The sequence below is a fragment of the Candidatus Xianfuyuplasma coldseepsis genome (assembly GCF_014023125.1).
GTDB lineage: Bacteria > Bacillota_I > Bacilli_A > Izemoplasmatales > Izemoplasmataceae > Xianfuyuplasma > Xianfuyuplasma coldseepsis.
The window spans coordinates 649,898-675,759 of record NZ_CP048914.1 but is presented as its reverse complement, the minus strand read 5'-3'; the positions used below and the strand labels follow the sequence as shown (position 1 = coordinate 675,759).

Annotated in this window: 26 protein-coding genes, 3 tRNA genes and 1 other annotated feature; of the genes, 14 read left to right on the top strand and 15 right to left on the bottom strand. The window is 38.8% G+C overall.

Annotated features, from left to right (window positions below; all coding sequences use genetic code 11):
- Positions 1 to 7 precede the first annotated feature (7 nt).
- The 3 genes from G4Z02_RS03160 to G4Z02_RS03150 form a co-directional block, all read right to left on the bottom strand.
- A complete protein-coding gene (locus G4Z02_RS03160; protein ID WP_258878699.1) occupies positions 8 to 1,744 on the bottom strand; it encodes an NADH-quinone oxidoreductase subunit NuoF in 1,737 nt (578 codons plus the stop codon).
- A 395-nt stretch (positions 1,745 to 2,139) separates the two neighbouring features.
- A complete protein-coding gene (locus G4Z02_RS03155) occupies positions 2,140 to 2,646 on the bottom strand; it encodes an NADH-quinone oxidoreductase subunit NuoE family protein (protein ID WP_420885519.1) in 507 nt (168 codons plus the stop codon).
- Positions 2,647 to 2,807: 161 nt separating this feature from the next.
- A complete protein-coding gene (locus G4Z02_RS03150; protein WP_258878412.1) occupies positions 2,808 to 3,035 on the bottom strand; it encodes a (2Fe-2S)-binding protein in 228 nt (75 codons plus the stop codon).
- Positions 3,036 to 3,103: 68 nt separating this feature from the next.
- On the opposite strand from G4Z02_RS03150, the gene G4Z02_RS03145 reads away from it, so the two are divergent.
- From G4Z02_RS03145 to G4Z02_RS03130, 4 genes are all read left to right on the top strand, one after another.
- Positions 3,104 to 4,117 carry a glycosyltransferase family protein gene (locus G4Z02_RS03145; RefSeq protein WP_258878411.1) on the top strand — a complete coding sequence of 338 codons (1,014 nt, stop codon included), beginning with the start codon at positions 3,104 to 3,106 and terminating at the stop codon, positions 4,115 to 4,117.
- Positions 4,118 to 4,219: 102 nt separating this feature from the next.
- Positions 4,220 to 4,837: a PAQR family membrane homeostasis protein TrhA gene (trhA, locus tag G4Z02_RS03140; RefSeq protein ID WP_258878410.1), complete on the top strand. Its 618-nt coding sequence runs from the start codon at positions 4,220 to 4,222 to the stop codon at positions 4,835 to 4,837.
- 16 nt (positions 4,838 to 4,853) lie between these two features.
- Positions 4,854 to 5,699 (top strand): DegV family protein, encoded by an 846-nt coding sequence (locus tag G4Z02_RS03135; protein WP_258878409.1) that lies wholly within the window; start codon positions 4,854 to 4,856, stop codon positions 5,697 to 5,699.
- A 9-nt stretch (positions 5,700 to 5,708) separates the two neighbouring features.
- A complete protein-coding gene (locus G4Z02_RS03130; protein ID WP_258878408.1) occupies positions 5,709 to 6,551 on the top strand; it encodes a DegV family protein in 843 nt (280 codons plus the stop codon).
- Positions 6,552 to 6,565: 14 nt separating this feature from the next.
- Here the strand turns inward: G4Z02_RS03130 and G4Z02_RS03125 are convergent, their stop codons facing one another.
- The 10 genes from G4Z02_RS03125 to G4Z02_RS03080 are packed head-to-tail and all read right to left on the bottom strand — an operon-like array spanning position 6,566 to position 14,356.
- Positions 6,566 to 7,300: a histidinol-phosphatase HisJ family protein gene (locus G4Z02_RS03125; protein ID WP_258878407.1), complete on the bottom strand. Its 735-nt coding sequence runs from the start codon at positions 7,298 to 7,300 to the stop codon at positions 6,566 to 6,568.
- On the bottom strand, positions 7,297 to 7,893 hold the full coding sequence (gene hisIE / locus G4Z02_RS03120) for a bifunctional phosphoribosyl-AMP cyclohydrolase/phosphoribosyl-ATP diphosphatase HisIE (protein WP_258878406.1): 597 nt from the start codon (positions 7,891 to 7,893) through the stop codon (positions 7,297 to 7,299). The genes G4Z02_RS03125 and hisIE overlap by 4 nt, the downstream gene beginning before the upstream one ends.
- 3 nt (positions 7,894 to 7,896) lie before the next feature.
- Complete coding sequence (gene hisF / locus G4Z02_RS03115; protein ID WP_258878405.1) at positions 7,897 to 8,658, bottom strand: imidazole glycerol phosphate synthase subunit HisF; 762 nt, start codon at positions 8,656 to 8,658, stop codon at positions 7,897 to 7,899.
- A complete protein-coding gene (gene hisA / locus G4Z02_RS03110; RefSeq protein ID WP_258878404.1) occupies positions 8,628 to 9,359 on the bottom strand; it encodes a 1-(5-phosphoribosyl)-5-[(5-phosphoribosylamino)methylideneamino]imidazole-4-carboxamide isomerase in 732 nt (243 codons plus the stop codon). Before hisA ends, hisF begins: the two co-directional genes overlap by 31 nt.
- A complete protein-coding gene (hisH, locus tag G4Z02_RS03105; protein ID WP_258878403.1) occupies positions 9,356 to 9,958 on the bottom strand; it encodes an imidazole glycerol phosphate synthase subunit HisH in 603 nt (200 codons plus the stop codon). The genes hisA and hisH overlap by 4 nt, the downstream gene beginning before the upstream one ends.
- Positions 9,955 to 10,542: an imidazoleglycerol-phosphate dehydratase HisB gene (gene hisB, locus G4Z02_RS03100; protein WP_258878698.1), complete on the bottom strand. Its 588-nt coding sequence runs from the start codon at positions 10,540 to 10,542 to the stop codon at positions 9,955 to 9,957. The genes hisH and hisB overlap by 4 nt, the downstream gene beginning before the upstream one ends.
- Positions 10,533 to 11,546 (bottom strand): pyridoxal phosphate-dependent aminotransferase, encoded by a 1,014-nt coding sequence (locus tag G4Z02_RS03095; RefSeq protein WP_258878402.1) that lies wholly within the window; start codon positions 11,544 to 11,546, stop codon positions 10,533 to 10,535. Before G4Z02_RS03095 ends, hisB begins: the two co-directional genes overlap by 10 nt.
- A complete protein-coding gene (gene hisD / locus G4Z02_RS03090; RefSeq protein ID WP_258878401.1) occupies positions 11,533 to 12,813 on the bottom strand; it encodes a histidinol dehydrogenase in 1,281 nt (426 codons plus the stop codon). The genes G4Z02_RS03095 and hisD overlap by 14 nt, the downstream gene beginning before the upstream one ends.
- On the bottom strand, positions 12,810 to 13,436 hold the full coding sequence (gene hisG, locus G4Z02_RS03085; RefSeq protein ID WP_258878400.1) for an ATP phosphoribosyltransferase: 627 nt from the start codon (positions 13,434 to 13,436) through the stop codon (positions 12,810 to 12,812). The genes hisD and hisG overlap by 4 nt, the downstream gene beginning before the upstream one ends.
- Complete coding sequence (locus tag G4Z02_RS03080; RefSeq protein WP_258878399.1) at positions 13,433 to 14,356, bottom strand: ATP phosphoribosyltransferase regulatory subunit; 924 nt, start codon at positions 14,354 to 14,356, stop codon at positions 13,433 to 13,435. The genes hisG and G4Z02_RS03080 overlap by 4 nt, the downstream gene beginning before the upstream one ends.
- Positions 14,357 to 14,653: 297 nt before the next feature.
- Positions 14,654 to 14,883, top strand: a binding site (T-box leader).
- Positions 14,884 to 15,006: 123 nt separating this feature from the next.
- On the opposite strand from G4Z02_RS03080, the gene trpB reads away from it, so the two are divergent.
- Positions 15,007 to 16,173: a tryptophan synthase subunit beta gene (gene trpB / locus G4Z02_RS03075; RefSeq protein WP_258878398.1), complete on the top strand. Its 1,167-nt coding sequence runs from the start codon at positions 15,007 to 15,009 to the stop codon at positions 16,171 to 16,173.
- Between the two features lie 27 nt (positions 16,174 to 16,200).
- On the opposite strand, the gene G4Z02_RS03070 is transcribed toward trpB, so the two are convergent.
- A complete protein-coding gene (locus G4Z02_RS03070) occupies positions 16,201 to 17,346 on the bottom strand; it encodes a DUF362 domain-containing protein (protein ID WP_258878397.1) in 1,146 nt (381 codons plus the stop codon).
- An 87-nt stretch (positions 17,347 to 17,433) separates the two neighbouring features.
- On the opposite strand from G4Z02_RS03070, the gene G4Z02_RS03065 reads away from it, so the two are divergent.
- The 4 genes from G4Z02_RS03065 to G4Z02_RS03050 are packed head-to-tail and all read left to right on the top strand — an operon-like array spanning position 17,434 to position 20,682.
- Positions 17,434 to 18,009 carry a nucleoside/nucleotide kinase family protein gene (locus G4Z02_RS03065; protein WP_258878396.1) on the top strand — a complete coding sequence of 192 codons (576 nt, stop codon included), beginning with the start codon at positions 17,434 to 17,436 and terminating at the stop codon, positions 18,007 to 18,009.
- A 43-nt stretch (positions 18,010 to 18,052) separates the two neighbouring features.
- Positions 18,053 to 18,799 carry a YwaF family protein gene (locus tag G4Z02_RS03060; protein WP_258878395.1) on the top strand — a complete coding sequence of 249 codons (747 nt, stop codon included), beginning with the start codon at positions 18,053 to 18,055 and terminating at the stop codon, positions 18,797 to 18,799.
- A 9-nt stretch (positions 18,800 to 18,808) separates the two neighbouring features.
- Entirely contained in the window at positions 18,809 to 19,945 is a 1,137-nt protein-coding gene (locus G4Z02_RS03055) for a glycosyltransferase (RefSeq protein WP_258878394.1), read from the top strand.
- A gap of 5 nt (positions 19,946 to 19,950) precedes the next feature.
- A complete protein-coding gene (locus tag G4Z02_RS03050) occupies positions 19,951 to 20,682 on the top strand; it encodes a YwaF family protein (RefSeq protein WP_258878393.1) in 732 nt (243 codons plus the stop codon).
- 10 nt (positions 20,683 to 20,692) lie between these two features.
- Here the strand turns inward: G4Z02_RS03050 and G4Z02_RS03045 are convergent, their stop codons facing one another.
- Entirely contained in the window at positions 20,693 to 22,642 is a 1,950-nt protein-coding gene (locus G4Z02_RS03045) for an LTA synthase family protein (protein ID WP_258878392.1), read from the bottom strand.
- 164 nt (positions 22,643 to 22,806) lie between these two features.
- On the opposite strand from G4Z02_RS03045, the gene G4Z02_RS03040 reads away from it, so the two are divergent.
- The 5 genes from G4Z02_RS03040 to G4Z02_RS03020 all read left to right on the top strand — a co-directional run bounded on the left by G4Z02_RS03040 (position 22,807) and on the right by G4Z02_RS03020 (position 25,776).
- A tRNA-His gene (locus G4Z02_RS03040) sits at positions 22,807 to 22,882 on the top strand.
- Positions 22,883 to 22,887: 5 nt separating this feature from the next.
- A tRNA-Gln gene (locus G4Z02_RS03035) sits at positions 22,888 to 22,962 on the top strand.
- Between the two features lie 3 nt (positions 22,963 to 22,965).
- Positions 22,966 to 23,049: transfer RNA gene (locus G4Z02_RS03030), tRNA-Leu, on the top strand.
- Between the two features lie 118 nt (positions 23,050 to 23,167).
- Complete coding sequence (locus G4Z02_RS03025; protein WP_258878391.1) at positions 23,168 to 24,472, top strand: EAL domain-containing protein; 1,305 nt, start codon at positions 23,168 to 23,170, stop codon at positions 24,470 to 24,472.
- Positions 24,463 to 25,776 carry a cation:proton antiporter gene (locus G4Z02_RS03020; RefSeq protein ID WP_258878390.1) on the top strand — a complete coding sequence of 438 codons (1,314 nt, stop codon included), beginning with the start codon at positions 24,463 to 24,465 and terminating at the stop codon, positions 25,774 to 25,776. The genes G4Z02_RS03025 and G4Z02_RS03020 overlap by 10 nt, the downstream gene beginning before the upstream one ends.
- Positions 25,777 to 25,862: the final 86 nt, after the last annotated feature.

The following is a 25,862-nucleotide window of genomic DNA, read 5'->3' as shown; positions in this document are numbered from 1 at the left end:
TTCCTCCTTATGGTCTGATAATCGCGTCAAAGCGACATGCGTCATAACATGCACCGCAAGCAATGCATACATCTTCATCAATACTATGCGGTTGTTTTACCGAACCACTAATACAAGCGACAGGGCATACGCGAACGCATTTGGTACAACCGATACATTTTTCTTCATCGATACTATAGAATACTTTTTTGGTACGATAGGCATAGCTATCATACTCCTTACGGAAGTATTCCATTGTTGATAATACTGGATTCGGAGCGGTTTGGCCCAATCCACATAACGATGAGTATTTTATATTTTGAGCTAAGTCTTCCAAAATATCCAGATCCTCAGGAGAACCTTCCATCTTGGTAAGACGATCCAATATTTCATACATCCGTTTGGTTCCAATTCGACAAGGCGTACATTTACCGCATGATTCGTCTTGAGTAAAATCAAGATAGAATTTGGCGAGTTGCACCATATCATCCTCTTCATCAAGAACAATCATTCCTCCAGAACCCATCATACTTCCAATGGCTTTTAAGGATTCATAATCAATCGGTGTGTCCAAATCTTTAGCGGTGATGACACCACCTGAAGGACCACCGGTTTGAAGAGCTTTGAATTCTTTGTTATTAACAATACCACCACCGATATCATAGATGATTTCACGTAGTGTCGTTCCCATTGGAACTTCTACTAAACCAACATTATTGACTTTACCGGCCAAGGCAAAGACTTTGGTTCCTTTGGACTTTTCGGTACCAATAGAGGCAAACCACTCTGCACCATTTAAAATAATGGGTGGAATATTCGCAAATGTTTCCACATTGTTTACTGAGGTGGGTTTCTTACGGAACCCAGACACACTTGGGAATGGTGGTTTTTTCGTTGGTTCTCCGCGACCACCTTCTAGCGAGTTAATCAGTGCCGTTTCTTCACCGCATACGAATGCTCCAGCACCTAGTCGTAATTCAATATCGAAACTAAAATTGCTATCAAAAATATGGTCTCCTAAGAATCCGTATTCTCGCGCTTGTTCAATTGCTACTTCAAGACGGTTAATCGCTAGGGGGTACTCTGCTCGTATGTATACGATTCCAGTATTGGAACCAATTGCATACCCTGCGATAGCCATCGCTTCAATAATACTATGAGGATCACCCTCTAAAATACTGCGATCCATAAATGCCCCAGGATCCCCTTCGTCAGCATTACAAATGATGTATTTTTCTTCACTGTTTTCTCGTGCAGTGAGTTCCCATTTTAACCCGGTGGGAAATCCGCCACCACCACGTCCACGAAGTTGTGACTCTTTGATGATCTCGACAATTTCCTTAGGTTGTAACTCTGTAAGACAGTGTGCCAAAGCTTCATATCCACGGGCCGAAATATATTGCTTGATATCGTGAGGATCGATAAACCCACAATTTCGTAGGGCAATCCGTAGTTGCTTTTTGTAAAAATCTACCTCTTGTTCAAAGATGGTATCATTCAACGCATTTTTACTTAGTAAACGATTGACAACACGACCTTTTTGAATATGCTCTTTAACAATTTCATCAACATCTTGGACGGTTACATTTTCATACAAGACATTATCCGGTTGAATTTTAATAATGGTACCTTGTTCAATCGGACGCACACATCCTGTCGTAATGATGTGAACTTGTTGATATAATTCCAACTTTTCGATTTTATCTTTGAGTGATGAAACAACAAGGTTACCAGTAGGACAATCTTTGCCCCCACAAACAAGCATCGTTTTCTTGTTTTGTAGATATACTCCAGAATGATGGAATGATTTGATTCGTTCCTCATCTGGTAAATACCCGTTGTTTACCAATACGGTATCGACTAAGTGTTCTACCTTGTCTTCGGTAATCTTACGATAAATCAATGGTTCCCGATGTGGCATATGGATTTCAACGGTTGGTTCTTCACTACAAAAACCAATACAGCCAACACTGGATATGGATACGTTTTTTAATTTACGTGCAGCAACACATGCTTCAAATGCTGCTAAGGTTTCTTTCGCACCAGCCGCAATATCGCATGTTCCCATACCGATAAATACATCAATATGATTATTACTATTATCGACTAAAATAGGCTTTTGAGCTGCTCGAAACTCATGCAGTTCCTGTTTTGATGTAATTAACATACCTTATCACCTCGGAAATCCTTAATGATTTTGGCGACATCATCGGGCGTAACATGACCGTATACTTTTTCTCCAACCGTAACGACTGGAGCAAGCCCACATGCTCCGACACACCGTACATCACGTACGCTAAACAATTCGTCGTCAGTCACTTCGTGCTTGTCGACGTCCAGTTCTCTTAAAAATGTCTTAACGATCTCTTCCGCACCTTTTACGTAACAGGCGGTTCCCATGCAAACGCTAATTAGGTATTTACCAGTTTTCTCTTCAGAGAAATACGAGTAAAAACTAACAACACCATTCACTTTCGCAGCCCCGATGTTTAATTTACGGGCAATGTACAGTTGTAACTCCCTTGGGATATACCCAAAGATGTGTTGTGCACGATGGAGGACATTGATAAGGCTTCCCACAGGATCCTGTATTGTTTCGATATACGAATCCAATTGATTCAAACGCGTCGTATCCAATAACTCCACATGCAAGTCTGATTTTTTCATCATATTGTGCGTGCTCCTTTCACACATAGAAATTCAATTTTATAGTAGTTTATAAACAACTGTCAAACAACAATTTACAAGTAAAAATAGTTTAAAAAATAAAAAATGCGTCCATCTTAACAGATGAAAGCATTTACAATTATAAATAGTATAAATAAGGCTTATTTACGACGTTTAATTGTATCGGCAATGATGTCTTCAACGAACGGCTGACACAGTCCACAACTACTAGAAGCTTCGGTAACTCGTTTGACAGATACGAAACGTCGATGTCCCGCATTCACTGCCTTGCGAATCCGACGCTCGGTAACTTGTTTGCAAACACAAACAACGCCATCAATCTTTGCTTGTTCAGCCTTTTGCTCGATATATCGCTGACGTTTATCCATCTCATCACCACTTTTCATGAAAACTATTGTATAATAAGTATATCACAACTCGAGGAAGAAGTGTTATTATGTCAAAGTATGCGTACGTAACCTTTATCATTCGCAACGACTCTTATTTACCGGGAGCTCTTGTTTTTGCGTATGCATTACGATTGCAAAAGACTCCTCATGATTTAATATGTATTGTCTCCGAACAAATATCCTCAAGAGCGATCAATGCATTAAAGATACTATATGATGATGTCGTTGTTATCAATGAAGTCTATGTCCCCCATAAGCGTCGTCAGGAACGACAGGACCGTCCCTTCTTATTTTCCCGATTCAATGCCTTTCTACTCGGAGAAGATGGACCACTTCAAAAAGAATATGAGAAGGTAGTTGTCGCTGATTGTGATGTCCTACCATTGCGTGATTATGATACGTTATTTCATGTGGACGCTCCGGCAGGAATCATCAATGAAAAGAAAGAATATTGTTTAGAATATGTCGATGGTTCCTATATTATTCCAGATAGCGTTGAGATGGATGGAACGTGGATTTGGCACAAGGTGTATCATGATGTTCCACATGGAACATTGATTCCTAAAGAGATTACTGATCGTCCCGATTCTGATCGAGAGAACATGGGTGTGAATGCATCGATATATGTATTAGAGCCATCAATGGATACCTATAAGGCGATAATGGAAGATATCGTAAAAGAAGATGTTCAGGATCAGATATCAACGTACAATTGGCCTGAGATGCAATACATCACAACCTTCCTATCCGGCACATGGCACAATATTGATTTGCGGTATTCATCATTTAATGGCTATCCTACTATCGATGTGTTATACGGTATTCACTTTGCTGGGTTAAAACCATGGAATACAAAAAATAAATCTGTGAAGTCGTTTGCCAAGTTTGAGGATTACCAATTATGGAATCACACATTCCTAAAAATGATGAAGGATTATCCTGCATTACAATCCAGTGGCAAGTTACGTCGATTGGAAGAATTTATCAAAGATTTACTTCTACAGGATAAGAATCGATTCACAAAAACAGACGTACCTTTTTTACAACATTTCTTTACATAAGATATGATACTGTATCATATCTTTTTCTTTTGCTCAATTACCTTGACAGATAGAGTAATATTTGTTAAATTATTATGTGTGATAGAGTAAAAGGAGAACACTATGAAAAAGACATCGTTGGGTGAATTAATTGCGAACGCCGTATCGCACGGTGTAGGGGTATTATTCGCCATTACCTACTTGATTTTATTGTTGGTGAAATCCAACTCGATAACCGAAGCTCTCGTTAGTACTGCTTTTGGTGTATCGATGATCGTTTTGTACTTATCCAGTACCTTGTTTCACTCGTTTCCGGAAAACATGAAACGAGTATACCGTGTCTTTCAACGGTTTGATCATTCAAGTATTTTCTTATTAATTACGGGTACCTACACACCATTCATTGTACTGTGTGCTGATACCCTTACCGGGCATATCTTGCTTGGATCACTATGGTTGATTACCATTACTGGGATTGTATTCAAATCGATTTGGATTGACAAGTTTCACTACGTTCATTTAGCACTCTATGTATTGATGGGGTGGAGCGTTGTCCTGGTCTGGAGTGATATTCAACCCAATCTTGGAAACAGTTTATGGTTCCTACTGATTGGTGGGATCAGTTATACATTGGGAGTTGGATTCTATGTATCACGATTCAAATATGCCCATTTCGTATGGCATATCTTTGTATTATTAGGAAGTTTTATGCATTTTCTTGCTGTGTGGGGCATACTGTAAATAAAGGAGCAGATTTATGACATTTAAAGTAGTAGTGGATAGTACGTTTTATCTATCCGAAGAAGAAATTAAGAAATATGATATTAAGCGTGCTAGCTTAAATATTCTAGATGGGGATGATACCCATCGTGAACTGGATACGGAAAATGAATTCGTCTTTGATGCATTGAAACATCATCGTCGGCTATCAACATCACAACCGTCTCCTGCAGAGTTTTTACATCTATATGAGAAGTGTTTGGAAGAAGGCGCAGATAAAGTCTTCGTCTTAACCTTAGCAGAGCCTCTCAGTGGAACCTATCAAAGTGCAGAAATTGCCAAGAAGATGTTGGATGATCCCGACAAGGTTCATCTGTTTAAATCGCAGATGGCAGCCTTTGGTAATGAGATGTTAACCCTGGAACTAATTGATATGATCAATCAGAAGAAGTCGGAGCAAGAAATCATTGATCGGATCAATACATTGAATGATCGTTCTTATATTATGTTCACGATAGAGAACCTCATTCATTTAATGCGCTCAGGACGATTATCACGGGCCAAAGCTCTTGTGGGTACTGTATTGCGTGTCAAACCAATCTTACATACGGTTAAGGGGAAGCTTGAAATTCATAGTTCAGAGAGAACCCATAAGAAAGTAATGGCGACACTTTTAGATGAAATGAAGCGAACAACCGAAGGTGCAAAAAACATTATTATTCGCATTGTCTCCAAGAATTCCTTGGAGAATGCATCGACATTGAAATCGCTTATTGAAGAAACGTTTACGAAAGCGAAGGTTACGTTCTCAGAGTATGTTGGTCCTGTGTTTAGTATTCACTTAGGAACCAATGCATACGGAGTATCGTGGACCAGCGAATAAGGAGAAATTATGGTTAAAATATTGATTGATAGTACGGTGTATATTCCCAAGAAGATGATTGAAGACAATGATATTACAGTTGTTTCTTTAAATGTTACAGCTGGTACAGAGACCTATCCAGAAGTATCGGTTGACAATGACTTTATTTGGGCAAAGCAAGATGAAGGAATCCAGTGGAAAACCAGTCAGCCGGCACCCGGCGACTTCCTGTCCGAGTTCCAACGATTAATTGATGGTGGGGCTGAGATGATCTTCTGTGTCTTGTTATCAAAAAATATCAGTGGTACATTCCAAAGTGCATTGTTAGCAAAGAACATGCTTGATGATCCCGATAAAGTTCATTTGTTTGATACGCAGTTATGTGCTTATGGTACTGAAATGATCGCGGTTGAATTGGTTGAGATGGTCCAACAGCAAAAATCCAACTATGACATCATTCAACGGATTACATCCATCATTGCGACATCGCACCAAATGTTTACGGTAGAAAATCTCTTCTCGTTAACCAAAGGTGGGCGACTAAGCGTTGCTCGGGCAGCAATTGGAACGGTGTTACGGATCAAACCAGTTATCGAAGTAATCAAGGGAAAATTAGAACTAGTTAAAAGTGAACGTACGTATAAAAAAATACATCAGTATTTCGTCAATAGTATCCGTAAATCCTTAGAAGGACATAAAACTGTAACGTTCTATATTACCAGTCAGAATTCCAAGGATAGTGCGCTTCAAGTACAAGAACTACTGTTAGAAGAATTCCCAGGAAGCAAAATTACATTTACGGAATATCTAGGACCTGTATTCAGTATCCATGTTGGAAAAAAAGGATATGGAATCAGTTGGTTTGTAGAGTAATTAAAAACAGGTTATTAAACCTGTTTTTTTTGGATAAAGAAACGACCAAGTTCCGAAATTTTGTGAGCATCCGACCCGTAAACAAGTGTTGTCCCACCAAGTTCAATAAAGCGATCAAGGACCTCTTGTTTGGGATACGTTCGTTGTTCATTTGCAATTCCTGATGTATTGATTTCAAGACCCTTGTTCTTACGGATTAAGGCTTGTAGTATACGATCAATAATATCCTTATATTCCTCATAGTCATAATCACCATAAGGACTGTACCGAGTAATGTAATCAAGATGTCCAAAGACATCAAATTGATCAATTGATTCAATGGCATCTAGACAGGTCTCAAAGTATGTTTGATAGGCTTGTCTTTTTGTTTTTCCAATGAAGTATTCTTGCGTATAAAGATCTTTTTGTTCGAGATAGTGGATTGATAAGATTACATGTGTGAAGGGGTATTTGGACAAGAATGTATTAATCTCTTCAACAACATGGGACTGATAACCAATTTCAACACCAAGTTGAATATCGATGGGGGATGTTTGTTTAACGGTATTGAACTCTTTTAGGTATGCATTGTAATCAATGGGGGTATGGAATAACGGATGAACGGCATCGATATCCACATGGTCCGTGAAGGTTAACTTGGTAAGACCAAGTGCTTGAGCTTGGTTGATATAGGCCTCAAATGTAGCCTCTTGATCAGCATCCGGAGAGTAGTTGGTGTGGATGTGATAGTCGTGATTGCGTGGAATCATTTTCGTCGTGATGCGAGTTCCTTATAGATATCGGGAAGGGTAATTCCTTGATTCGCCATCAACACCAACACGTGATAGAATAAGTCACTGATTTCATAGATGGTTTCCTCATTATTATTTTTTGATGCGATAATGACTTCACTGGTTTCCTCACCAACTTTTTTCAAGATCTTATCCAATCCTTTGTCAAACAAGTAGGATGTATATCCTTCATCCGGATTCCGTTGTTTTGCCTGAATCGTATCATACAGTGCTACTAGCGGATCTTGTCTAGTTTCTAGTTCACCCACAACACTTCGGTAGAAACAGGATTTATTCCCAGTGTGGCAGGCTGGACCGGTTTGATTGACAACGGCCAATAATGTATCTTGATCACAGTCATATGACAGGGATACCAAGCGTTGCGTGTTACCGGATGTCTCGCCTTTACGCCATAAGGTTTGACGACTACGACTGAAGTAATACATATCGTTTGTTTCCACAGTTTTGTCGTACGCTTCTTGATTCATATAAGCAAGCATTAAGACTTCACCCGTTCGATAATCTTGAACAATGACGGGGACAAGTTCTTCTTTGTTAAATGTAATATTCATACGTTACCTCTCAATCCGGACACTGATACCTTCGCGGTTCAGCGTCTCTTTTAATGTCGGAATATTTATTTCTCCGAAATGGAATACACTAGCAGCGAGAAATCCATCTGCGGTAGTACGCTTGCCAAGTTCGATGAAATCGTTTATTGATCCTGCACCGCCAGAGGCAATTACAGGAACATTGACAACAGCTGTTATTTTGTTTAATAGGGTGATGTCAAATCCGTTCTTCATCCCATCGTAATTGATGCTGTTGATGACGAGTTCACCAGCACCTAAGGCAACACCTTGTTTCGCCCATTCAATCGCATCAATACGGGTGTTGATCCGACCGCCATTACGATAGACAAGATATTGGCCGTTTTCTTCTTTGACATCGATTGATAAGACAATACACTGGGCACCATATTTTTGGGATGCTTCTTGAATCAAGGATGGATTATCAAGGGCCCCGGAGTTTAACGATACTTTGTCGGCTCCCTTGCGAAGGATGGTTTTGATATCGTCCATCGTTCGAATACCGCCTCCAACACAAAAGGGGATATTGATTTCTAAGGCAACTTGTTCGACAAACTCGAGAGATGTTTGACGCTCTTCATGGGAAGCGGTGATGTCATAAAATACCAGTTCATCAGCGCCGTCTTCACTGTAGCGTTTACCGAGAACTTTCGGATCATCCACATCGTGGATATTGGTGAATTTTGTTCCTTTGACAACTCGTCCGTCACGGACATCTAAACAGGGAATGATTCGTTTTGCGAGCATCGGATTGCCTCCTTTAGGTTCAGTTGTTTAATATAGAGTGCTTTACCAATAATCGCTCCATATAAACCCAGTTCTCGTAGTGTGTTGATGTCATCATAAGTAGATACTCCACCTGAGGCAATGATATTCAATGAGGTCTGTTGTTGTAGGGTTTGATAATCGTTGATGTTCGGTCCTTGCATCATTCCATCTTTGGCTATATCGGTATAGACGATTGTCTGTACTCCTAGAGCTTCTAACTCTTTAGAAAATGATAGTGTTGTTTTTGTGGATTGTTCTTGCCAACCATGGTAGGTGACAAACCCATCCTTACTATCCACAGAGACAATTATTTGATTCGGATAATCTACTAGTAGTCGTTGGAGTGCTTGTGGTTGTTTCAAAGCAAACGTACCTACAATGACTCTTGTGACACCGATATCCAGTAATGTACGAATGGTTTCCTCACTGCGAATGCCACCGCCCACTTGAATCTTTATACTGGTCTGTTCAACGATATCCTTTATGACAAGGATATTGGTATTGTTTCCAGTCTCGGCACCATCTAAATCAATAATGTGAATCCACGATGCTCCATCACGTTCATATTCTTGGGCTACTTGCACGGGGTTATCACGATAGGTTGTGCTTGTTGTAAAGTCCCCTTGTTGTAATCGAACACAAGCTCCATTTTTGATATCAATTGCTGGGAAAATAATCATCGAATCATCTCCTTGATTGCTTGTAATAGTCGAAGCCCCACCCGTCCACTTTTCTCTGGATGAAACTGCATACCAATAATATTCTTTTTACGGACGATTGCGGGAATGTCGACACCGTAATTGGTATAGGCAATGACATTCTCTAGTGATGTGTTGACATAGTACGAGTGGATAAAATAGACGTAGTCACCATTTGAGATGGTGCAAGTGATCGGGTCTTCTTTGATGACGGTTAGATCATTCCATCCCATATGTGGAACTTTGTAAGGAATGTTTAACGCTTTGACTGTGCCATCAATATAACCCAGACCTTCTGTATACGTAAACTCTTCACTAGCTTCAAATAAAAGCTGCATTCCAAGACAGATACCAACCAAGAGTTTACCGTTAGCGACATGTTGATCGATAATTGGAATTAAACCAGTTTGTTTGAGATCCTTCATCGCATCGGGAAAGGCACCCACGCCTGGAAGAATTAAAACATCTGCTTGTTGAATAATGTCGGAATCATTGGAGATGATCGTCTCCATGTTGGCACGGGAGAATCCTTGTTGCAGCGATTGAAGGTTCCCAACATCATAATCAATGATGACAATCATTCTAAGACACCTTTTGTGGAAGGTAGGATATCACGGGATAGTACACTTGCTTGATACAAAGTTCTACCTAAGCCTTTAAAGATGGCTTCAGCGATGTGGTGATCATTTGTTCCACGTGAAACATTGATGTGAAGTGTTATCCGTGCTTCCATGACAAAGGCATATAGAAATTCCTTAATATTTTCGAGTGATAACCCACCGATTTGTTCCCGTTTAAAGGGTGAAATAAATGCCAAATAGGGACGATTGGAGATATCGATAACGACTTGAACTAAAGCTTCATCCATCGGTGTGAATGTATCCGCAAAACGGGTGATTCCCGTTTTGGACCCAAGGGCTTGTCTAAATACGGTTCCTAAGACAATGCCAATATCTTCAACGGTATGATGATCATCAATCGTTAAATCGCCTTTTGCAGTGAGATTTATATCCCAATTTGCGTAGAATGCAAGGGCTGTTAACATGTGATCAAAGAAGGGAATACCTGTGGAAATATTGGTGTTGTTCGACCCGTCTAGATTCAGTTGAATCGATATGTCGGTTTCGGTTGTTTGTCGTGATAAGGACGATGTTCTCATGATAATACCTCCTGAAGGGCTATTAATAATTGCTTATTTTCATCTTTCGTTCCAATCGTAATACGGTATGTTCCATTACGAAATGATCGGATTAAGATACCATAGTTAAGCAGTGCTGACTGTAAATCAATGGTACTCTCTACAAAGAAAAAATTAGTAAAGGAAGGTTGTACTTTAAGTGGTAATTGCTGCAATTCTTGATACAGTTTGTCTCGCTCTGTAATGACAGAAGAGACAAATGTTTGAACGCGTGATTCATATTCTAAAGCTTGCAATCCTATTCGGGCGGTTACTTCATTTAGACTATAAGGAAGTTTTGCCTTGGATAGTGTAGTTATTGTTGAGGGTGAACCAATCATATAACCCAATCGTAAAGAGGCAAGTCCATAGGCTTTTGAGAATGTTCGAGCAACAAGTAGATTGTCGTAGGTTTTTGTGTCAAGGGCAACACTTTCTTGTTCGTTAGCAAATTCCATATAGGCTTCATCGACAATCACCAATGCATCGGTCTCTTTCACAAAGGAGAGAATCTCTGATCGGGGTAATAATGTTCCCGTTGGATTGTTCGGATTACAGATAAAAACAATGGAAGGATTGAATTGTTGATTTAATTCACGTAAGTTGGTAAAGATGGATTCAATCGGTTGAAATACGGATACGGTTTTCAAGGTACAACCAACCACTTGCGAATAGACAGTATACATTGAAAACGATGGATCAAGTGTTAGTATGATATCCCCGATATCGGTAAAGGTACGTGTCGAAAGCTCTAACAGTTCTGTGGATCCATTACCGAGAATCAATGAAGCGGATGGTACGGAGTATTTATCTGCCAATTGATTGATTAGTTGTTGTGGGGTTTTGATGGGGTAGCGCTCGATGTCATAGTCAAGACGGATTCCATCTGGAAACAAATAGTTAGTGGTTTCATTCGCATTTAGTAGAATTGATGCATCAACTTTTTTTGACGAGTAGGGTATTAGACTTGTAATATATTTATTCGTTTTCATTGGTATACCTCACAGATATGGCATTGGCATGAGCGGTTAAACCCTCTTTGGTAGCGATGCGCACAATACGGTCTTTTGCTTGATATAGACGTGCTTTTGAATAAGAAATGACGGATGTTTTGGTTATGAAATCACCAACTGATAATGCCGAGGAGAATGTGGCAGTTCCACTTGTTGGTAATGTGTGATTTGGTCCTGCCATATAATCGCCAAGTGGCTCAGGACTATAGGGACCAACAAAGATTGCCCCGGCATTTTGAATCTGAGGAATCGACTTCTCTGGATTTTGTTGTAATAATTCAAGATGTTCAGGTGCGACACGGTTGATCATCTCGATGGCTTCCGCTTCATTGTCGACAAGAATGATTGCACCATAATCACGTAGGGACTGAATTGCAATTTGTTGTCGTGAGAGTTGTGCTAATTGTTTTGAGAGTTCTTCTTGTACAAGAGGAATAATGATAGGAGATGTGGTCACAAGTAGTGGTCGAGCAAGGATGTCATGCTCCGCTTGACTGAGCAAATCTGCAGCAATGAATCGAGGATTGGAGGATTCATCAGCATATATCATGATTTCACTTGGTCCTGCAATCATATCAATGCCAACGGTTCCATAGACTTCACGTTTTGCCAAAGCCACATAGATATTCCCAGGACCAACAATCTTATTCACTTTAGGAATCGATGGCGTACCGTATGCTAACGCGGCAATGCCTTGTGCACCACCGATTTGATAGATTTCATTGATACCAGCAATTTTAGCTGCTACTAGAATAATTGGGGCGATCGTTTTGTTCGTGGTTGGTGGAGAAATCATCGCAATCTCTTTGACACCGGCAATAATTGCTGGTGCCGCATTCATCAGAACCGTTGATGGGTATGCTGCGGTACCACCAGGGACATAGATTCCAACACGTTCAATCGGTCGGATTAATTGTCCTATGTAGCTGTCATCATCGAGTGATATTTGATACCCTTTTTGACGTTGTTGTTCATGGTATGAAAGAATGTTTTGAAACGCGATTTCCAAATCTTGTCGCAATAATGGATCACAGGTTTGATAGGCTACATCGATTTGATCTTGGGAAATCTTAAAATTTTCGATATCTACCTTATCAAACAGAAGGGTGTATTCTCGTAAGGCATCATCTTGCCGCAGTTGAACATCGTTTATGATCTGTTTAACCGTATTGATTTGTTTAGAATTAAACGCTGTTTTTTCCTTGGGAAGGTTGATAAATTCTTCTTTTGTATAGGTTGTAATCATGGTGACACCTCTTCATCTAGGATTGTAATAATCCGTTCTATAATCTGTCGTTTACGACGGAAACTTGCTTTGTTTGCAATTAAGCGTGTACTGATATCAAATAGTTCCTTGAGAACTTGAAGATTATTTGCTTTTAATGTATTGCCAGTCTCATATATATCAACGATGACATCGCTTAAACCAACGAGTGGTCCGAGTTCCACACTACCATTTAGTTTAACGATGGTTGCATTTATTCCCATGTCGGTACATGCTGTTTTCGCAATGTAGGGATATTTACTCGCAACACGGATTGTGGATGACTTTTCTAAAATATCATTGTCTTTACCAGCAATGACCATTTTACATACACCGATTTTGAGATCGACAAGTTCATAAATATCTTTCCGTTCTTCGAGGATACTATCAGAACCGACGAACCCAATATCACAAACACCTTCTTCGACATAAGTGATGACATCACTGGGTTTGACAAACATGTATTCATAGTTGTTTTCATCTGTCTGAATTAAGACGCGTGATGATGGGTTAATCGTGATTGGTAATCCTTGTGCGTTTAATTTTTTCAATACTTGTTGTGCAAGCCGACCTTTTGGGAGGGCAATGGTTAATCTTGAATTCATTTGGTAATCACCTCATTGATAAAGATGTCCACATCCAACGAAAATCCTAAGGCTGGAGTTAACGTTCCAAACTCTTGTGTAATCGAGTCATAGCGACCTCCACGAAGAATATTGGTTTTATAGGAGTTAACGTATCCACGATAGATAATGCCGTTATAATAATCAAACTCATTTAGTAATGATAAATCGACCTCGATATTGGGATTATCCAATCGGTTAACAAGTTCATGTAGTTCCAATAATTGCGTGTGTAATGTTTTAGGAAGGTTATATTGTTGAATGATATCTATATACGCTGGGATATCATTTTGACGTTGAATCACAGTTAGTAGGAGGGTTTGATACCCTGGATTGCTAACATATTGTTTGATGCCTTCCTTGTTTTTATCAATCAGGGCTTTTTTTATTAGATTGGCAATGGTTTTGGATGCTTGTAATTGTTCAATCACATCATTAATCCATTGCTGATTCCCAAGCTCGATATTGTATGTAATATTGTACTGATCGAATAGCCGTGTAATGAATGAGATTAAACGAAAATCCTCATCGATTTGAGATGCACCAATGACTTCAATTCCAAATTGTCGAGTAGGTGTAATCGATCCAAAATCATTAAAGGCATATACTGTATCCAGATAGTAGAGGGATAAACCAAGGTCTTGTTCCATCCGTGGGATTACCTGTTTGATAAGGTTGGTTGTGATGTCTGGCTTTAACAGATAGACGTCGCCTTGTAGATCCGCTACCTTAACCAGTTTGTTTGCATCCTGTCTCGGATTCGATTGTACATAAGAAGTATATTCCTCAAACGCATCACTTTCTACACGTAGCATCCCTTCCTGTTCAGCAAGCTCTTCGAGCTGGCGCAAGATTTTATTTCGCTTTTTAATAAATTGTATTTCCTCAATAATTGATTTCATAGTTGTCATCCTTTCCATATAAAAAACAGGTAGCATATCTACCTGTTTAAGTTTTCTATTGATAGATACAAGACATGATAAATAGGCCTGTATCTAAACGATGTTTAGTTGTACAAACCTTATGTTCTTGTATGATGATGGTTTTTGTTAAATAATATCGTCATTGTAATCATCCTCTTTAATACTTTACATCGATAAAGTACTATTAAGATAATAGCACATCAAATAATCAAACGCAAGGATTTTGTTTGAAAAATATCCTATCTTGACAATATCCTTTACCTTGGGGTATAATGTAGGAAATTGTTGAATGGAAGTAAGTAGTTATTCAGACATTTGTATAGAGAGTTCGTGGTTGGTGGAAACGAATCAAATAATGAATGATGAATGGATCCATGAGAGGACTCTTGAATCGTAGTATGGAGTCACGGGAGCTCCCGTTATAGGGCTAGGGTATGCATGTATCCGAACAAGGGTTTTTTTAATAACCGAATATGAGGTGGCACCACGTGAATAACGTCCTCTACACAGTATTTGTGTAGAGGAATTTTTTTATACTAAGGAGGTATTGAAATGGGACCGTGAAGAGATCGTAAACAGCAAAACTATATACAATTCAACCATCAAACAAACAATCAAAGGAGACGATTATGGAATTTCAATATGGACGATTTGGAGGACAATTTGTACCTCCACAAGTAGCAGCAGCATTACAAGAACTGGAACAAGCATTTAATGATGCAAAAAACGATCCTACGTTTATTGAGGAATATTTATATTATCTAAAACAGTACGTGGGGAGACCATCACCACTGTATTTTGCACAGCAGTTAACGAAGAAACTAGGTGGCGCAAAAATCTATTTAAAACGTGAGGATTTAAACCATACTGGTGCGCACAAAATTAATAATACCATTGGCCAAATATTACTTGCCAAACGAATGGGAAAAACCAAGATTATTGCCGAAACCGGTGCTGGACAACACGGTGTAGCAACCGCAACCGCCGCCGCAATGTTTAATATGGAATGTGAAATATTCCAAGGACAAATCGATATGGAACGGCAACGTCTAAACGTATTCCGAATGGAGATGCTAGGTGCCAAGGTTACAGGAGTAACGCAAGGAACAAAGACCTTAGCAGATGCTGTCGATTACGCGATAAACGAATGGATAAAACGAATTGACGACACATTCTATTTATTAGGTAGTGCGGTTGGACCACATCCATACCCAACCATTGTACGATTTTTTCAAAAGATTATTGGAGAAGAAGCGAAGAAACAAATCATCGATCAAGAAGGTCGTTTACCAGATGTCATTATGGCATGTGTTGGTGGCGGATCCAATGCAATCGGATTATTCGCTGATTTTATCGATGATAAGGACGTTAAAATCATCGGTGTTGAGGCAGCGGGTATGGGACTAGAAACCAAGGATCACGCAGCAACCTTAACACTAGGTAAAGAATCCATTATTCATGGTATGAATACCAAAGCCGTTGTTGAGGAAGATGGATCCATCAGTCCCGTGTACTCGATTAGTGCGGGATTGGATTATCCTGGTGTTGGCCCAGAACATGCGTTCTTACAAGATATCAAACGAGCGGAGTATGTCGCCGTAACTGATAAAGAAGCAGTAGATGCATTCTTAGAGTTATCGCAAGTTGAAGGTATAATTCCTGCGATTGAATCATCTCATGCAGTTGCCTATGCAATGAAACTTGCTCCGAAAATGTCAAAGGACCACGTTTTAATTATTAATTTGTCAGGACGTGGTGATAAAGACGTTGAAGCAATTGAAAGGTATCTACAATAAACAAAAAGTCCTACAGCTGTAGGACTTTTACTTTAGTATTTTAGTTCTGTATAATATTTTACCAATTAACGGTGTTTCCGTATCAATCGCATGGTAGGGGCACATTTCCTGACAGCAGTAGCACCGAATACATTTGCTGTAATCATAAACGGGTGGATTGGATTTATCTCCATCGCTGAAATCAACTGCTTTATCTTCGAGGGGACATACCTCGACACATACACCACACTTTACACAAATATCCTCATTAATCACCGGACGACGAATTACGAACTGCCGTAATACTTTGAAGTTGTTACGTTCGGTGTGTTTGACAGTATCGCGATCAATATCAAAATGAGGATTGATTAACGTTGTAATATCATCACCAATTAGTTCAATGTTTTGATAGGATCCAAGACCATATTTCTGGCCGTATGTGATGGTAGGAATAATTTCAGGTTTCAGGTTGATTAACTTACAAAAGACAGCGTCCAATGCGACAGGATCGGTACTAATTAGAAGGGTATTCATTGGTGTTGGATTCCCATTACGAGGGCCGTTTCCTTCCATAGCTACTATCCCATCCATTATATGTAGTTTAAGTGGTAGGTAATTGGCTAAATCGACAATCATTTCCGCAAAGTTATAGGGATTTGTGAAGCGACTATGCATTAATCCTTTGTGAAACCCAACAACACAACCAAAGGGGTTCTTCACCGCACCGGTAATCCGTTGAAACGCATGGGACTTCATTTTACAGACATTGATAATTGCATCGTTGTCAAAAACGGCATTTGCGATTTCAAACTGTTTACTGATGATACCTTCAGGATTGTGAATCGTTTGTCCATTGGTAAAATCCGCTAGGGGGACATTATATTTATCTGCGGCAGGGGCAATTTTACATTTTTTCATGACACGACCAGGGTCACCAAATCCAGGTGAATCCCCATAGGATTGAGTATACCCTTGTTCTTGGAGGATGCGAAACACAGCTTCGACAACCGCGGGATGGGTTGTTGCTGCTGCACTCGGATCGATCCCAACAAGTGTATTAGGGTTCACTAAAATGCGTTGTCCTTTTGGTATAATGGATTCCATTCCGCCTAGTTGTTCTAAGGCGTACTGAAGTTTATCATAGATGACATCAACATCATAGGATTCACAACGTAATACGACGACTTTGCTCATAATACCACCACCTTTTTCTATCATTATATCAAAAACCACTCGTACACAAAAGATAAACCGTATGGTACAATAAGACAGGTGATATATATGACGGTAGAAGAACTACAAAAAGCACTTAAACTTGGAGTGCCAATGGTGATTGCACTAGATGGACCAAGTGGTGCGGGAAAATCAACGTTAGCTTCATTATTAGAGAGTACATATGATGTGCTTGTATTTCATACGGATGATTACTTTTTACCAGCCAAGCGGAAAACGAAAGAGCGATTACGTGAAGCCGGTGGGAATCTAGACAGAGAACGAATGATACAAGAGGTATTTTCACATCTGGATGATCCTTATATTTCTTCCCACCATTATAATTGTCACATCGAAGCTCTTGAAATTCGTTCGCCTAAAATGCGACAACCAATTATTCTTATAGAAGGTGTGTATTCCATGCACCCGGATTTTCAACAATATTACGATGTAATGATTTATATAGAAGTTGATCGAGAAACGCAACATAACCGCATTTTACAGCGATCAAACAAGACAATATTAGAACGGTTTAAGACGGAGTGGATTCCTTTAGAGGATCACTATTTTACAACGTTTTCGATTGTAGAAGCTGCGGACATTGTTCTACAATCAACCGAGAATTTACGTGATTTTTTTACCTGATATATGCTATAATAGTAACGCAATTCTACGTTGAGGTGACATCATGTTATTATATGATTTTGTAAATCCATATATTATATTTATGATTATTGTATTATTGTTTGCGCTCTTTGCACGAGCAATTTTTAAGAATCAAGAATGGATCAACAATCATAAGAAACAAATATTCCTGATTGTCGGAATCCTCTTAGCGTGGAGCCAAATTGCGCGATACATTGGCTTCTTTTTTGAAAATGATGTAACGTGGAATATCTGGTTCTTTAATTTTCGAATTATCGGATTCAATCCGTTAACTCACCTTCCCTTTTATATTTGTCGACTCAGTGCACTTGTATTACTTTATTATGTAATTACAAAGGATAAACGCGTTGAATCGTTTTTATTTTATTGGGGGGCAACAGGACTTGCCGGAGTCATTTATCCCAATGGGGATATTACGAATATCGCGACTTTAACCGAGACATTCTATATTGATCACTTTGTGTTGGGTCTCACACCGTTCTTCCTTGTTGTTTATCAAGGATATCGTCCAGTGAAGCAGGACTTATTAATGATTACGGGATTAATGCTAGTGATCTTACTTCTATTTATTCCCATTAATATACTCGCAGGATCAGATTATTTTTACACAAAAGATCAAAGCATCTTCCGAATCATGTTTCCCACTATTCCCAATGAGGTGTTTGGGTTTTTCCCACTCTCATCCGTTTTATTTGCAATCACTCACACGGCCGTAGCATTTGGCTTCTTTAGTCTATATTATCGATATTTTACGAATAAATCTTATTAGGTGATTATTATGAGAATTGGATTGTTTACAGATGCATATTTTCCTATCATTTCCGGTGTGTCGTTATCCGTGGATAATTTAGCCAATGAACTGATGAAACGTGGACATAACGTGTTTATCATAACCAATCATCATGAACATGCGACACCCCAGCCACATGTTCTTCGTTTGGGCGGATATAAGTTGCCGATGAAAGGTATGCATGAGTATCGTGTCAGTAAAGTGACACGGAAAAAAGTAATGGAAGTTCTTGCTCTAAATCTCGATATCATTCATTGTCACACCGAGTTCACGATGGGACGACTAGGGCGACGTGCTGCGCGTAAAGCAGGAATTCCCGTTGTTCATACCTACCACACTATGTATGAAGATTACGTGCATTTTATATCAAAAACACTAGCTTATCCATTACGGATTGTATCCAAATATTATAGTCGGAGTTTTGCGAACAGTGCTGATCACGTTATCTTTCCAACGATTAAAGTGAAACGAACATTTGATCGATACGGTTTTACCAAAAGAGGAGAAATAATTCCTACGGGTATCACATTGCAAGAGTTTTTAGAGACACCAGTTGATAATTCATTGCGAAGTCGTTTAGGTTTTTCCAAAGATGATATTGTATTATTGTTTTTGGGACGGATGTCGCGCGAAAAATCCATTGATGTTTTGGCACGAGAGTTTGTGAAAATACAAGATGATCGAGTAAAATTATTAATGGTTGGTGATGGACCTGATCGTGCTCATGTAGAACATATCCTAGAGAAGTCAGGTGTGAGTAATCGCGTCGTGTTTACCGGAATGGTACGTCCACATGAAGTTCACCAGTACTACAAGATTGCGGATGTATTCGTAAACTTTAGTGTCACCGAAACACAAGGATTAACCTACATTGAATCACTGGCATCCAAGACACCACTATTGGTGCGGTATGATGATAATTTAGAAGGAGTAGTCCTTCCTGGTATCAATGGATTTACCTTTCAAACGAATGATGAGTTTCAATCCTATATTCAGAAAATCATTACAGATCAGGAAGTTTTTGATACCATTACAGCAAATGCGGATCAAGATATCCAGCGGTTCTCAGCAGCTACATATGCTCAAAAAGTAGAAGCGATCTATAAATTGTATTACAAAGGGTGATGTCAATGAGTTTCTTTGAATACGCATACGATCCAGCAGTAAAATTCGATATGTATACATCAATGCATGTATTGATGCTTGGTCTAACTGCCATATTATTTATCCTCTTCTTTATTTTCCACAAGAGGATTTATCAATCTCCATATGAAAAACAAATCCGATATGGATTTGGTAGTTTTCTCATTGTAATGTTGATTACATTAATTACAATTGATACCATTGGTGGACATTTATACTTACCGCTCCACCTATGCTCCATCAGCTACTTTTTAGCAATTATCCTACTCTTTACAAATAATGAAAAAGTATTTAATTATTTATTCTTTTCAGGAATTATTGGTGGGATTGTAACCTTTGCCATTCCAGAGTTGGATCACGCAGGATATAATCGGTTTCGGTTCTATGAGTTTATCATTGCCCATAGCGTCATTATTATGTTGCCGATTTATTACCTGGTAAATTATAAGTATACTATCACATTACGAAAAACATGGATGGGCATTCTGATCACCAACATATTGGGCTTTGGAATGTTGCCTGTTAATATCCTCTTAGACCGCACCGGTATTTATCCCGACGCAAACTTTATGTTTACCATGGGGGCTCCCGACGATGTTGAAGGTGTATTTGGTCCATTTCCATTCCACTTTATCAGTTTCGAGATTGTCCTACTTATTACCTTCTTCATCTTGTACTATATAGCGAAACGATATCAAGACAAACAAAAAGCGGCATAGCCGCTTTTTTTCATTCTTCGGTGTCTTCTTTAAAGTAGTCATATTCTAACATCAAAAGATTATACATGTAGTTGTTCATCAGATTCTGATTAATCTGATAAATATATTGTTCACTAATCGTTTCATCGTTAATGATGTAGTTTTCACTAAGGGCATCATATCGAAAATCAGAGCTGATAAAACTACCATCTGCGAACCGTACGATATGTTCATTAATCGCGAATATATCATTTCCAAACACTTGTTTATAATTGAGATTCAATCCAAATAAATTGGATACCGTTGGGGTAATATCAATGGTCGAAGCATACGCTGTTTTGATGCCTCGCATTTGAGTGGAGTTGGACATAATCATTAAGGGAACGTTATGAAGTTCAAGTTCATCATTATCGGTTTTATATTCATCGTCGTAGGCCCAAATATCTTCATTATCAATACCATAGGCATAATGATCACCAAAAATCATAATTACGGTATCGTCTAATTTGTTAGCATTTTCTAGCTCATCGATGAGATACTGAACAGCCCGATCCACTTCCATATGTACCGCAAGGTAATATAGAATTTGATCGCTATATTCAACCGGTTCTTCTAGATTATCCAAATATTCCTGTACGGCTTCAACGTAGTCGGGCCGTGCTATTTCATGGGTTTCCGCGTAGTTGAAGTGTCCGCTTACGGTAAGGATATTTACAAAGAATTTGTCATCATTAATGAATTTCGGAACAATGCGTTTCATCATATCGTAGTCGCTTTGCCAAATATGATCGACAATCACACGATCGGGATCAAATCCAGTTGTAATACCAAGTTCTTCACTTCCCCAAAATTGATCGTACCCAAGGGTTTGGAGATGAAAATCACCACGAGGATAAAAATAGTCGAAATAATTATGGAACGAGTAGGTTGTGTATCCCTGTTCTTTAAATAATTTGGGTAAGGTATTCGGGAAGGTGTTTTCCATATATGCATCCATGCTTAATGTAACGTTTTTATCCGGATACATGGATGTTTGTACAAGGAACTCACTATCTGCTGTGGAACGATAATATAATGGTGAATAATAGTTTTCAAAGTAGGCATATTCCGTTTTTAAACGATACAAGGTTGGTGTGAGGGTTTCGTTAATCGCGAAAGTATCTAGACTTTCCGCCATAATCAGAATAAAGTTTTTATCATCAAATATATTAGAGTGAGCATTGACAATGTGACCGGGTTGATTATTGATGAAGTCTTCAATCAGCACTTCATATGCTTGGGGACTGATTGGATCGTTTCGGAATAACTGCATGAAGTCGCGCTGGGTATAGGTTAATAATCCGAATTTCTTTAATGCATCTTGTGAATTATACATATAGGTGTAGAGATCTAAATCACTGTACGATAACAATGTCCCAACATTTTCAATGGTGATGATTTCACCGTCTTGGTTTCGAATTATCGATTCATCACTTACGGTTTGTAAGGCACCAAAATAAAATAAGAAGGATAGTAGTAAGAAGTATAGTGGTTGCTTTAAACCACAATATTCAATATGGAAGAATTTTAGTTTAAAGTAATCTAAGGCAATGAGTGAAGCGATGGGTAATAGATAGGCGATATGTCCCAATCGTATCGACTCGAGATAATCACTAAAAAAAGATAATCCTGCGGTAAAATCACCAATAACAGTTATCGAATAGAATCCCTCAACAAAGGAACTGTAGATTTCTTGATTAAAATATAAGAACGTAATCAAAACAACTAATACGTACGTCACAGTTTTAACGGTCTTTTCACCGAAGAATTTAAGAATAAACAAGAACAAAAAACTATAGAACAAACTAAAAATGACAATGCGAAAAAGATCACTGTCAAACTGAAAATTAAGGACGCGTATTTTAAATAATACCTCTAGATATACGATACTGAAGAGGTAGAATAATAGTAAATTAAACGATTGTCGTAATGTGTCTTTCATCGTATCACTTCTTTCGTGCAATATATTATAACGTAAAATCCACAAAAATCCAATAATCTGTTTGGATTTTTCCATTGAACACGGTAAAATGTAATTGAAATAACTTGACAATTCATAGCCTTTTGAATACAATGTATATAGTCTCTTTTTTGGAAGAAGATACGGCGATCGTGGCGAAGTGGTTAACGCACCGGATTGTGGCTCCGGCATTCGTGAGTTCGATTCTCATCGGTCGCCCCATAAGATGGGCTATGGCCAAGCGGTTAAGGCACCGGACTTTGACTCCGGGACCGATGGTTCGAATCCATCTAGCCCAGCCACTTGCGGGTGTGGCGAAATTGGCAGACGCGCTAGACTTAGGATCTAGTTCCTTCGGAGTGCAGGTTCAAGTCCTGTCACCCGCACCAGTGAAAAATCAAGACAATGAAAATTGTCTTTTTTTTGTGCTCATTTTCATGGATTCGAACATCTTTATATAGATGTCAACACGCTTTTTTGTTATACTAGTAAGGAGAGGTGATAGCGATGGTTTTTGAAATGGACTTCAACTACAACATGTACATCGATGATTTAACAGGATTACCCAATTTAAAAGGTCTCTATCGGGAATATCAAAATCAAGATTTAACTGGGATGCATTTTATTTATGTCGATATTGATGACTTCAATCGAATGAACATCATTTTTGGTATCGATACAGTAGAAGATATGTTGGTATCCCTTGCAGGAGTATTACAAGATTATTGTGGCAAATCAAGTGTTTATCGCGTTGGGAACGACCAGTTTATGTTGGTAACAACAAGCCAATACATCTGCGAACCATCGGAATTACAACGAATCTTAAAAACCCCATTTAAGCATCATCACATTCAATATGTGATTAATGCATCGGTTTGTGTCATTGATTATGATGAATTCAAAGGGGATAGCCTCTACGATATTTTAAAGTTAGCACATATTACAATCGACTTAACGAAATCGATGGGACGCAATACGTTGATCTATGCGACCAAAGAACACAAAGAACGATATCGCCGTATCAAAGAAATTGAACATCATATTTATGAAGCACACGATTCCGGTGATTTCTTTGCGAAATATCGCCCATTTGTCGATACATTCAACGGTGAAGTGATCGGGTTTGAAGCGGTATCAAGATGGATTTTAAACGGGGAATTATTGAAGCCTCATGATTATCTTGAAATTGCGGAATGGACTGGTATCATTTATGATTTAGAAATGAAGATATTTGACGATGCGATACGCTTTTATCGCTCCTTGCAAGATCGAAAAGACATCAAGCTTTCAAAACGTTTTAAAGCCGGAGTAAACTTGTCATTGCATACATTATTACGTATTGAAATTAAAGATATTATGAATATTTTAACAACCTATGAAGTTTCTGCTCGCGACGTCATTATTGAAATACGTGAAAACTATATTACCGATCACAATGCCTATAAAAAAGTTCAAAATCTATATGAGCTTGGATTTGTTATGGTATTGGATCATTACTCGAATACAACATCGTCGTTAAGTTATTTGGCGGACTTGAAAGTTGATGTATTAAAACTGTCGGAAACATTATTAGAAGAAGTGAATAAAAGTGAAGAATATATCCATATGATGGCTGTCTATAAGTTTTTTGTTGACATTAGTAAAAAGTTTGATTTATCAGTTGTTTCTACCGGTGTTGAGAACAAGAAAGATTTGGACTTGATTCGAGAACTTGGGGTTAATATCGCGACCGGGAATTACTTCTGTCGTGCAGTGGTAGAAGATGAATTTGTCGACTATCTCAAAACAGCGAAGAAACGGAAATGGCGATGATGGATATGTTGTTATCAACAACGGAGGAAGCATCCGGAATAGCCGTTATACTCGAACATTTATATGAGAATCCCATATTCGGTGTATCCGTACTAATATTATTTGGTATTTTAGGTGGAAAATTAATTAATCTAATTAAGTTTCCACGGGTTACTGGTTATATTCTTATTGGGATTTTGATTGGACCCAGTGTTTTACAATTACTATCGCACGAAATGGTAAAATCCTTTACGATTATTCGACAGGTCGCCATTGGATTTATCGGATATACAATTGGTCTTGAACTACGATTTTCAAAACTCAAGAAAACTGGTAAACAGGTTACGATAATTACCATATCACAAGCATTTTCTACAGCGGTTATGGTGTGTTTAGCAGTTGCCCTGTATCTGATTCTTACGGGGAAAGATCATGTCTGGACATACGCCTTAATTCTCGGAGCAATTGCCACCGCAACAGCACCGGGACCAATTGTTGCGGTCGTTAAGAGTTATCGCACAAAGGGACCTGTTACGGATGTACTACTTCCATTGGTAGCCTTGGATGATGCGATTGGAATTATGCTCTTTGCGGTGATGTTATCTTTCGGAACATCCTTATTGAGTGGTCCTGTGAGTCTGTCTCATATGTTACTTGATCCCGCAAAAGAGATCTTCTTTAGTCTAGCATTTGGGGCCTTGATTGGATTTGCAGTAACGTTGATTGCCAAGAAATTCAATCGAGAGAGTGATCAATTCTTAATGATGGTAATTATTGGTTTTGTCTTTGCTGGAATTGGGATTGGACAAGCCGTACATGCTTCAGCTATATTACTGCCGATGACGATTGGGATTGTCTTAACAAATTCGATTGATGAAAAGTACGAACATCGTTTAACACAAACAACCGATTTATTTAGTGCACCTATCTTACTAGCGTTCTTCACGATTGCTGGTGCGGAACTACAGTTGTCCCTGCTTGTAAAAATTGGGATACTTGGCGTCATTTACTTATTAACCCGAGTACTTGGTAAAGTCTCCGGTGCCTATGTTAGTGCAAAAGGTGTAAAAGCTCCACCAACGGTTATCAAATACCTTGGGTTCACTCTTATCCCTCAGGCGGGAGTTGCGATTGATATGGCACTTACAACGCAACTGCGGTTTGAGACCACGGAGGCGTTACTGCCATTTATTGAAATTGGGGCTGCGATTATGACCATTGTTCTAGCAGCCACTGTAATTTATGAAGTATTTGGTTTAGTTATTGTAAAAGCGGCACTTGGTAAGGCTGGAGAAATTGATGCTGCAGTAGGTGATTGGGACTAAAAAAATAAAGGACTTCCTCTTGGAAGCCTTTTTTTTGAATAAACCCTTGAAATTTATTGGTTCGAGGAGTAAAATACTTGTCGTGA

Coding starts and splice junctions, on each gene's coding strand:
- G4Z02_RS03160 (WP_258878699.1), bottom strand. CDS start 1,744: ATGCTTGTTTGTGGGGGCAAAGATTGTCCTACTGGTAACCTTGTTGTT.
- G4Z02_RS03155 (WP_420885519.1), bottom strand. CDS start 2,646: ATGAAAAAATCAGACTTGCATGTGGAGTTATTGGATACGACGCGTTTG.
- G4Z02_RS03150 (WP_258878412.1), bottom strand. CDS start 3,035: ATGGATAAACGTCAGCGATATATCGAGCAAAAGGCTGAACAAGCAAAG.
- G4Z02_RS03145 (WP_258878411.1), top strand. CDS start 3,104: ATGTCAAAGTATGCGTACGTAACCTTTATCATTCGCAACGACTCTTAT.
- trhA (WP_258878410.1), top strand. CDS start 4,220: ATGAAAAAGACATCGTTGGGTGAATTAATTGCGAACGCCGTATCGCAC.
- G4Z02_RS03135 (WP_258878409.1), top strand. CDS start 4,854: ATGACATTTAAAGTAGTAGTGGATAGTACGTTTTATCTATCCGAAGAA.
- G4Z02_RS03130 (WP_258878408.1), top strand. CDS start 5,709: ATGGTTAAAATATTGATTGATAGTACGGTGTATATTCCCAAGAAGATG.
- G4Z02_RS03125 (WP_258878407.1), bottom strand. CDS start 7,300: ATGATTCCACGCAATCACGACTATCACATCCACACCAACTACTCTCCG.
- hisIE (WP_258878406.1), bottom strand. CDS start 7,893: ATGAATATTACATTTAACAAAGAAGAACTTGTCCCCGTCATTGTTCAA.
- hisF (WP_258878405.1), bottom strand. CDS start 8,658: ATGCTCGCAAAACGAATCATTCCCTGTTTAGATGTCCGTGACGGACGA.
- hisA (WP_258878404.1), bottom strand. CDS start 9,359: ATGATTATTTTCCCAGCAATTGATATCAAAAATGGAGCTTGTGTTCGA.
- hisH (WP_258878403.1), bottom strand. CDS start 9,958: ATGATTGTCATCATTGATTATGATGTTGGGAACCTTCAATCGCTGCAA.
- G4Z02_RS03095 (WP_258878402.1), bottom strand. CDS start 11,546: ATGAAAACGAATAAATATATTACAAGTCTAATACCCTACTCGTCAAAA.
- hisD (WP_258878401.1), bottom strand. CDS start 12,813: ATGATTACAACCTATACAAAAGAAGAATTTATCAACCTTCCCAAGGAA.
- hisG (WP_258878400.1), bottom strand. CDS start 13,436: ATGAATTCAAGATTAACCATTGCCCTCCCAAAAGGTCGGCTTGCACAA.
- G4Z02_RS03080 (WP_258878399.1), bottom strand. CDS start 14,356: ATGAAATCAATTATTGAGGAAATACAATTTATTAAAAAGCGAAATAAA.
- trpB (WP_258878398.1), top strand. CDS start 15,007: ATGGAATTTCAATATGGACGATTTGGAGGACAATTTGTACCTCCACAA.
- G4Z02_RS03070 (WP_258878397.1), bottom strand. CDS start 17,346: ATGAGCAAAGTCGTCGTATTACGTTGTGAATCCTATGATGTTGATGTC.
- G4Z02_RS03065 (WP_258878396.1), top strand. CDS start 17,434: ATGACGGTAGAAGAACTACAAAAAGCACTTAAACTTGGAGTGCCAATG.
- G4Z02_RS03060 (WP_258878395.1), top strand. CDS start 18,053: ATGTTATTATATGATTTTGTAAATCCATATATTATATTTATGATTATT.
- G4Z02_RS03055 (WP_258878394.1), top strand. CDS start 18,809: ATGAGAATTGGATTGTTTACAGATGCATATTTTCCTATCATTTCCGGT.
- G4Z02_RS03050 (WP_258878393.1), top strand. CDS start 19,951: ATGAGTTTCTTTGAATACGCATACGATCCAGCAGTAAAATTCGATATG.
- G4Z02_RS03045 (WP_258878392.1), bottom strand. CDS start 22,642: ATGAAAGACACATTACGACAATCGTTTAATTTACTATTATTCTACCTC.
- G4Z02_RS03025 (WP_258878391.1), top strand. CDS start 23,168: ATGGTTTTTGAAATGGACTTCAACTACAACATGTACATCGATGATTTA.
- G4Z02_RS03020 (WP_258878390.1), top strand. CDS start 24,463: ATGGCGATGATGGATATGTTGTTATCAACAACGGAGGAAGCATCCGGA.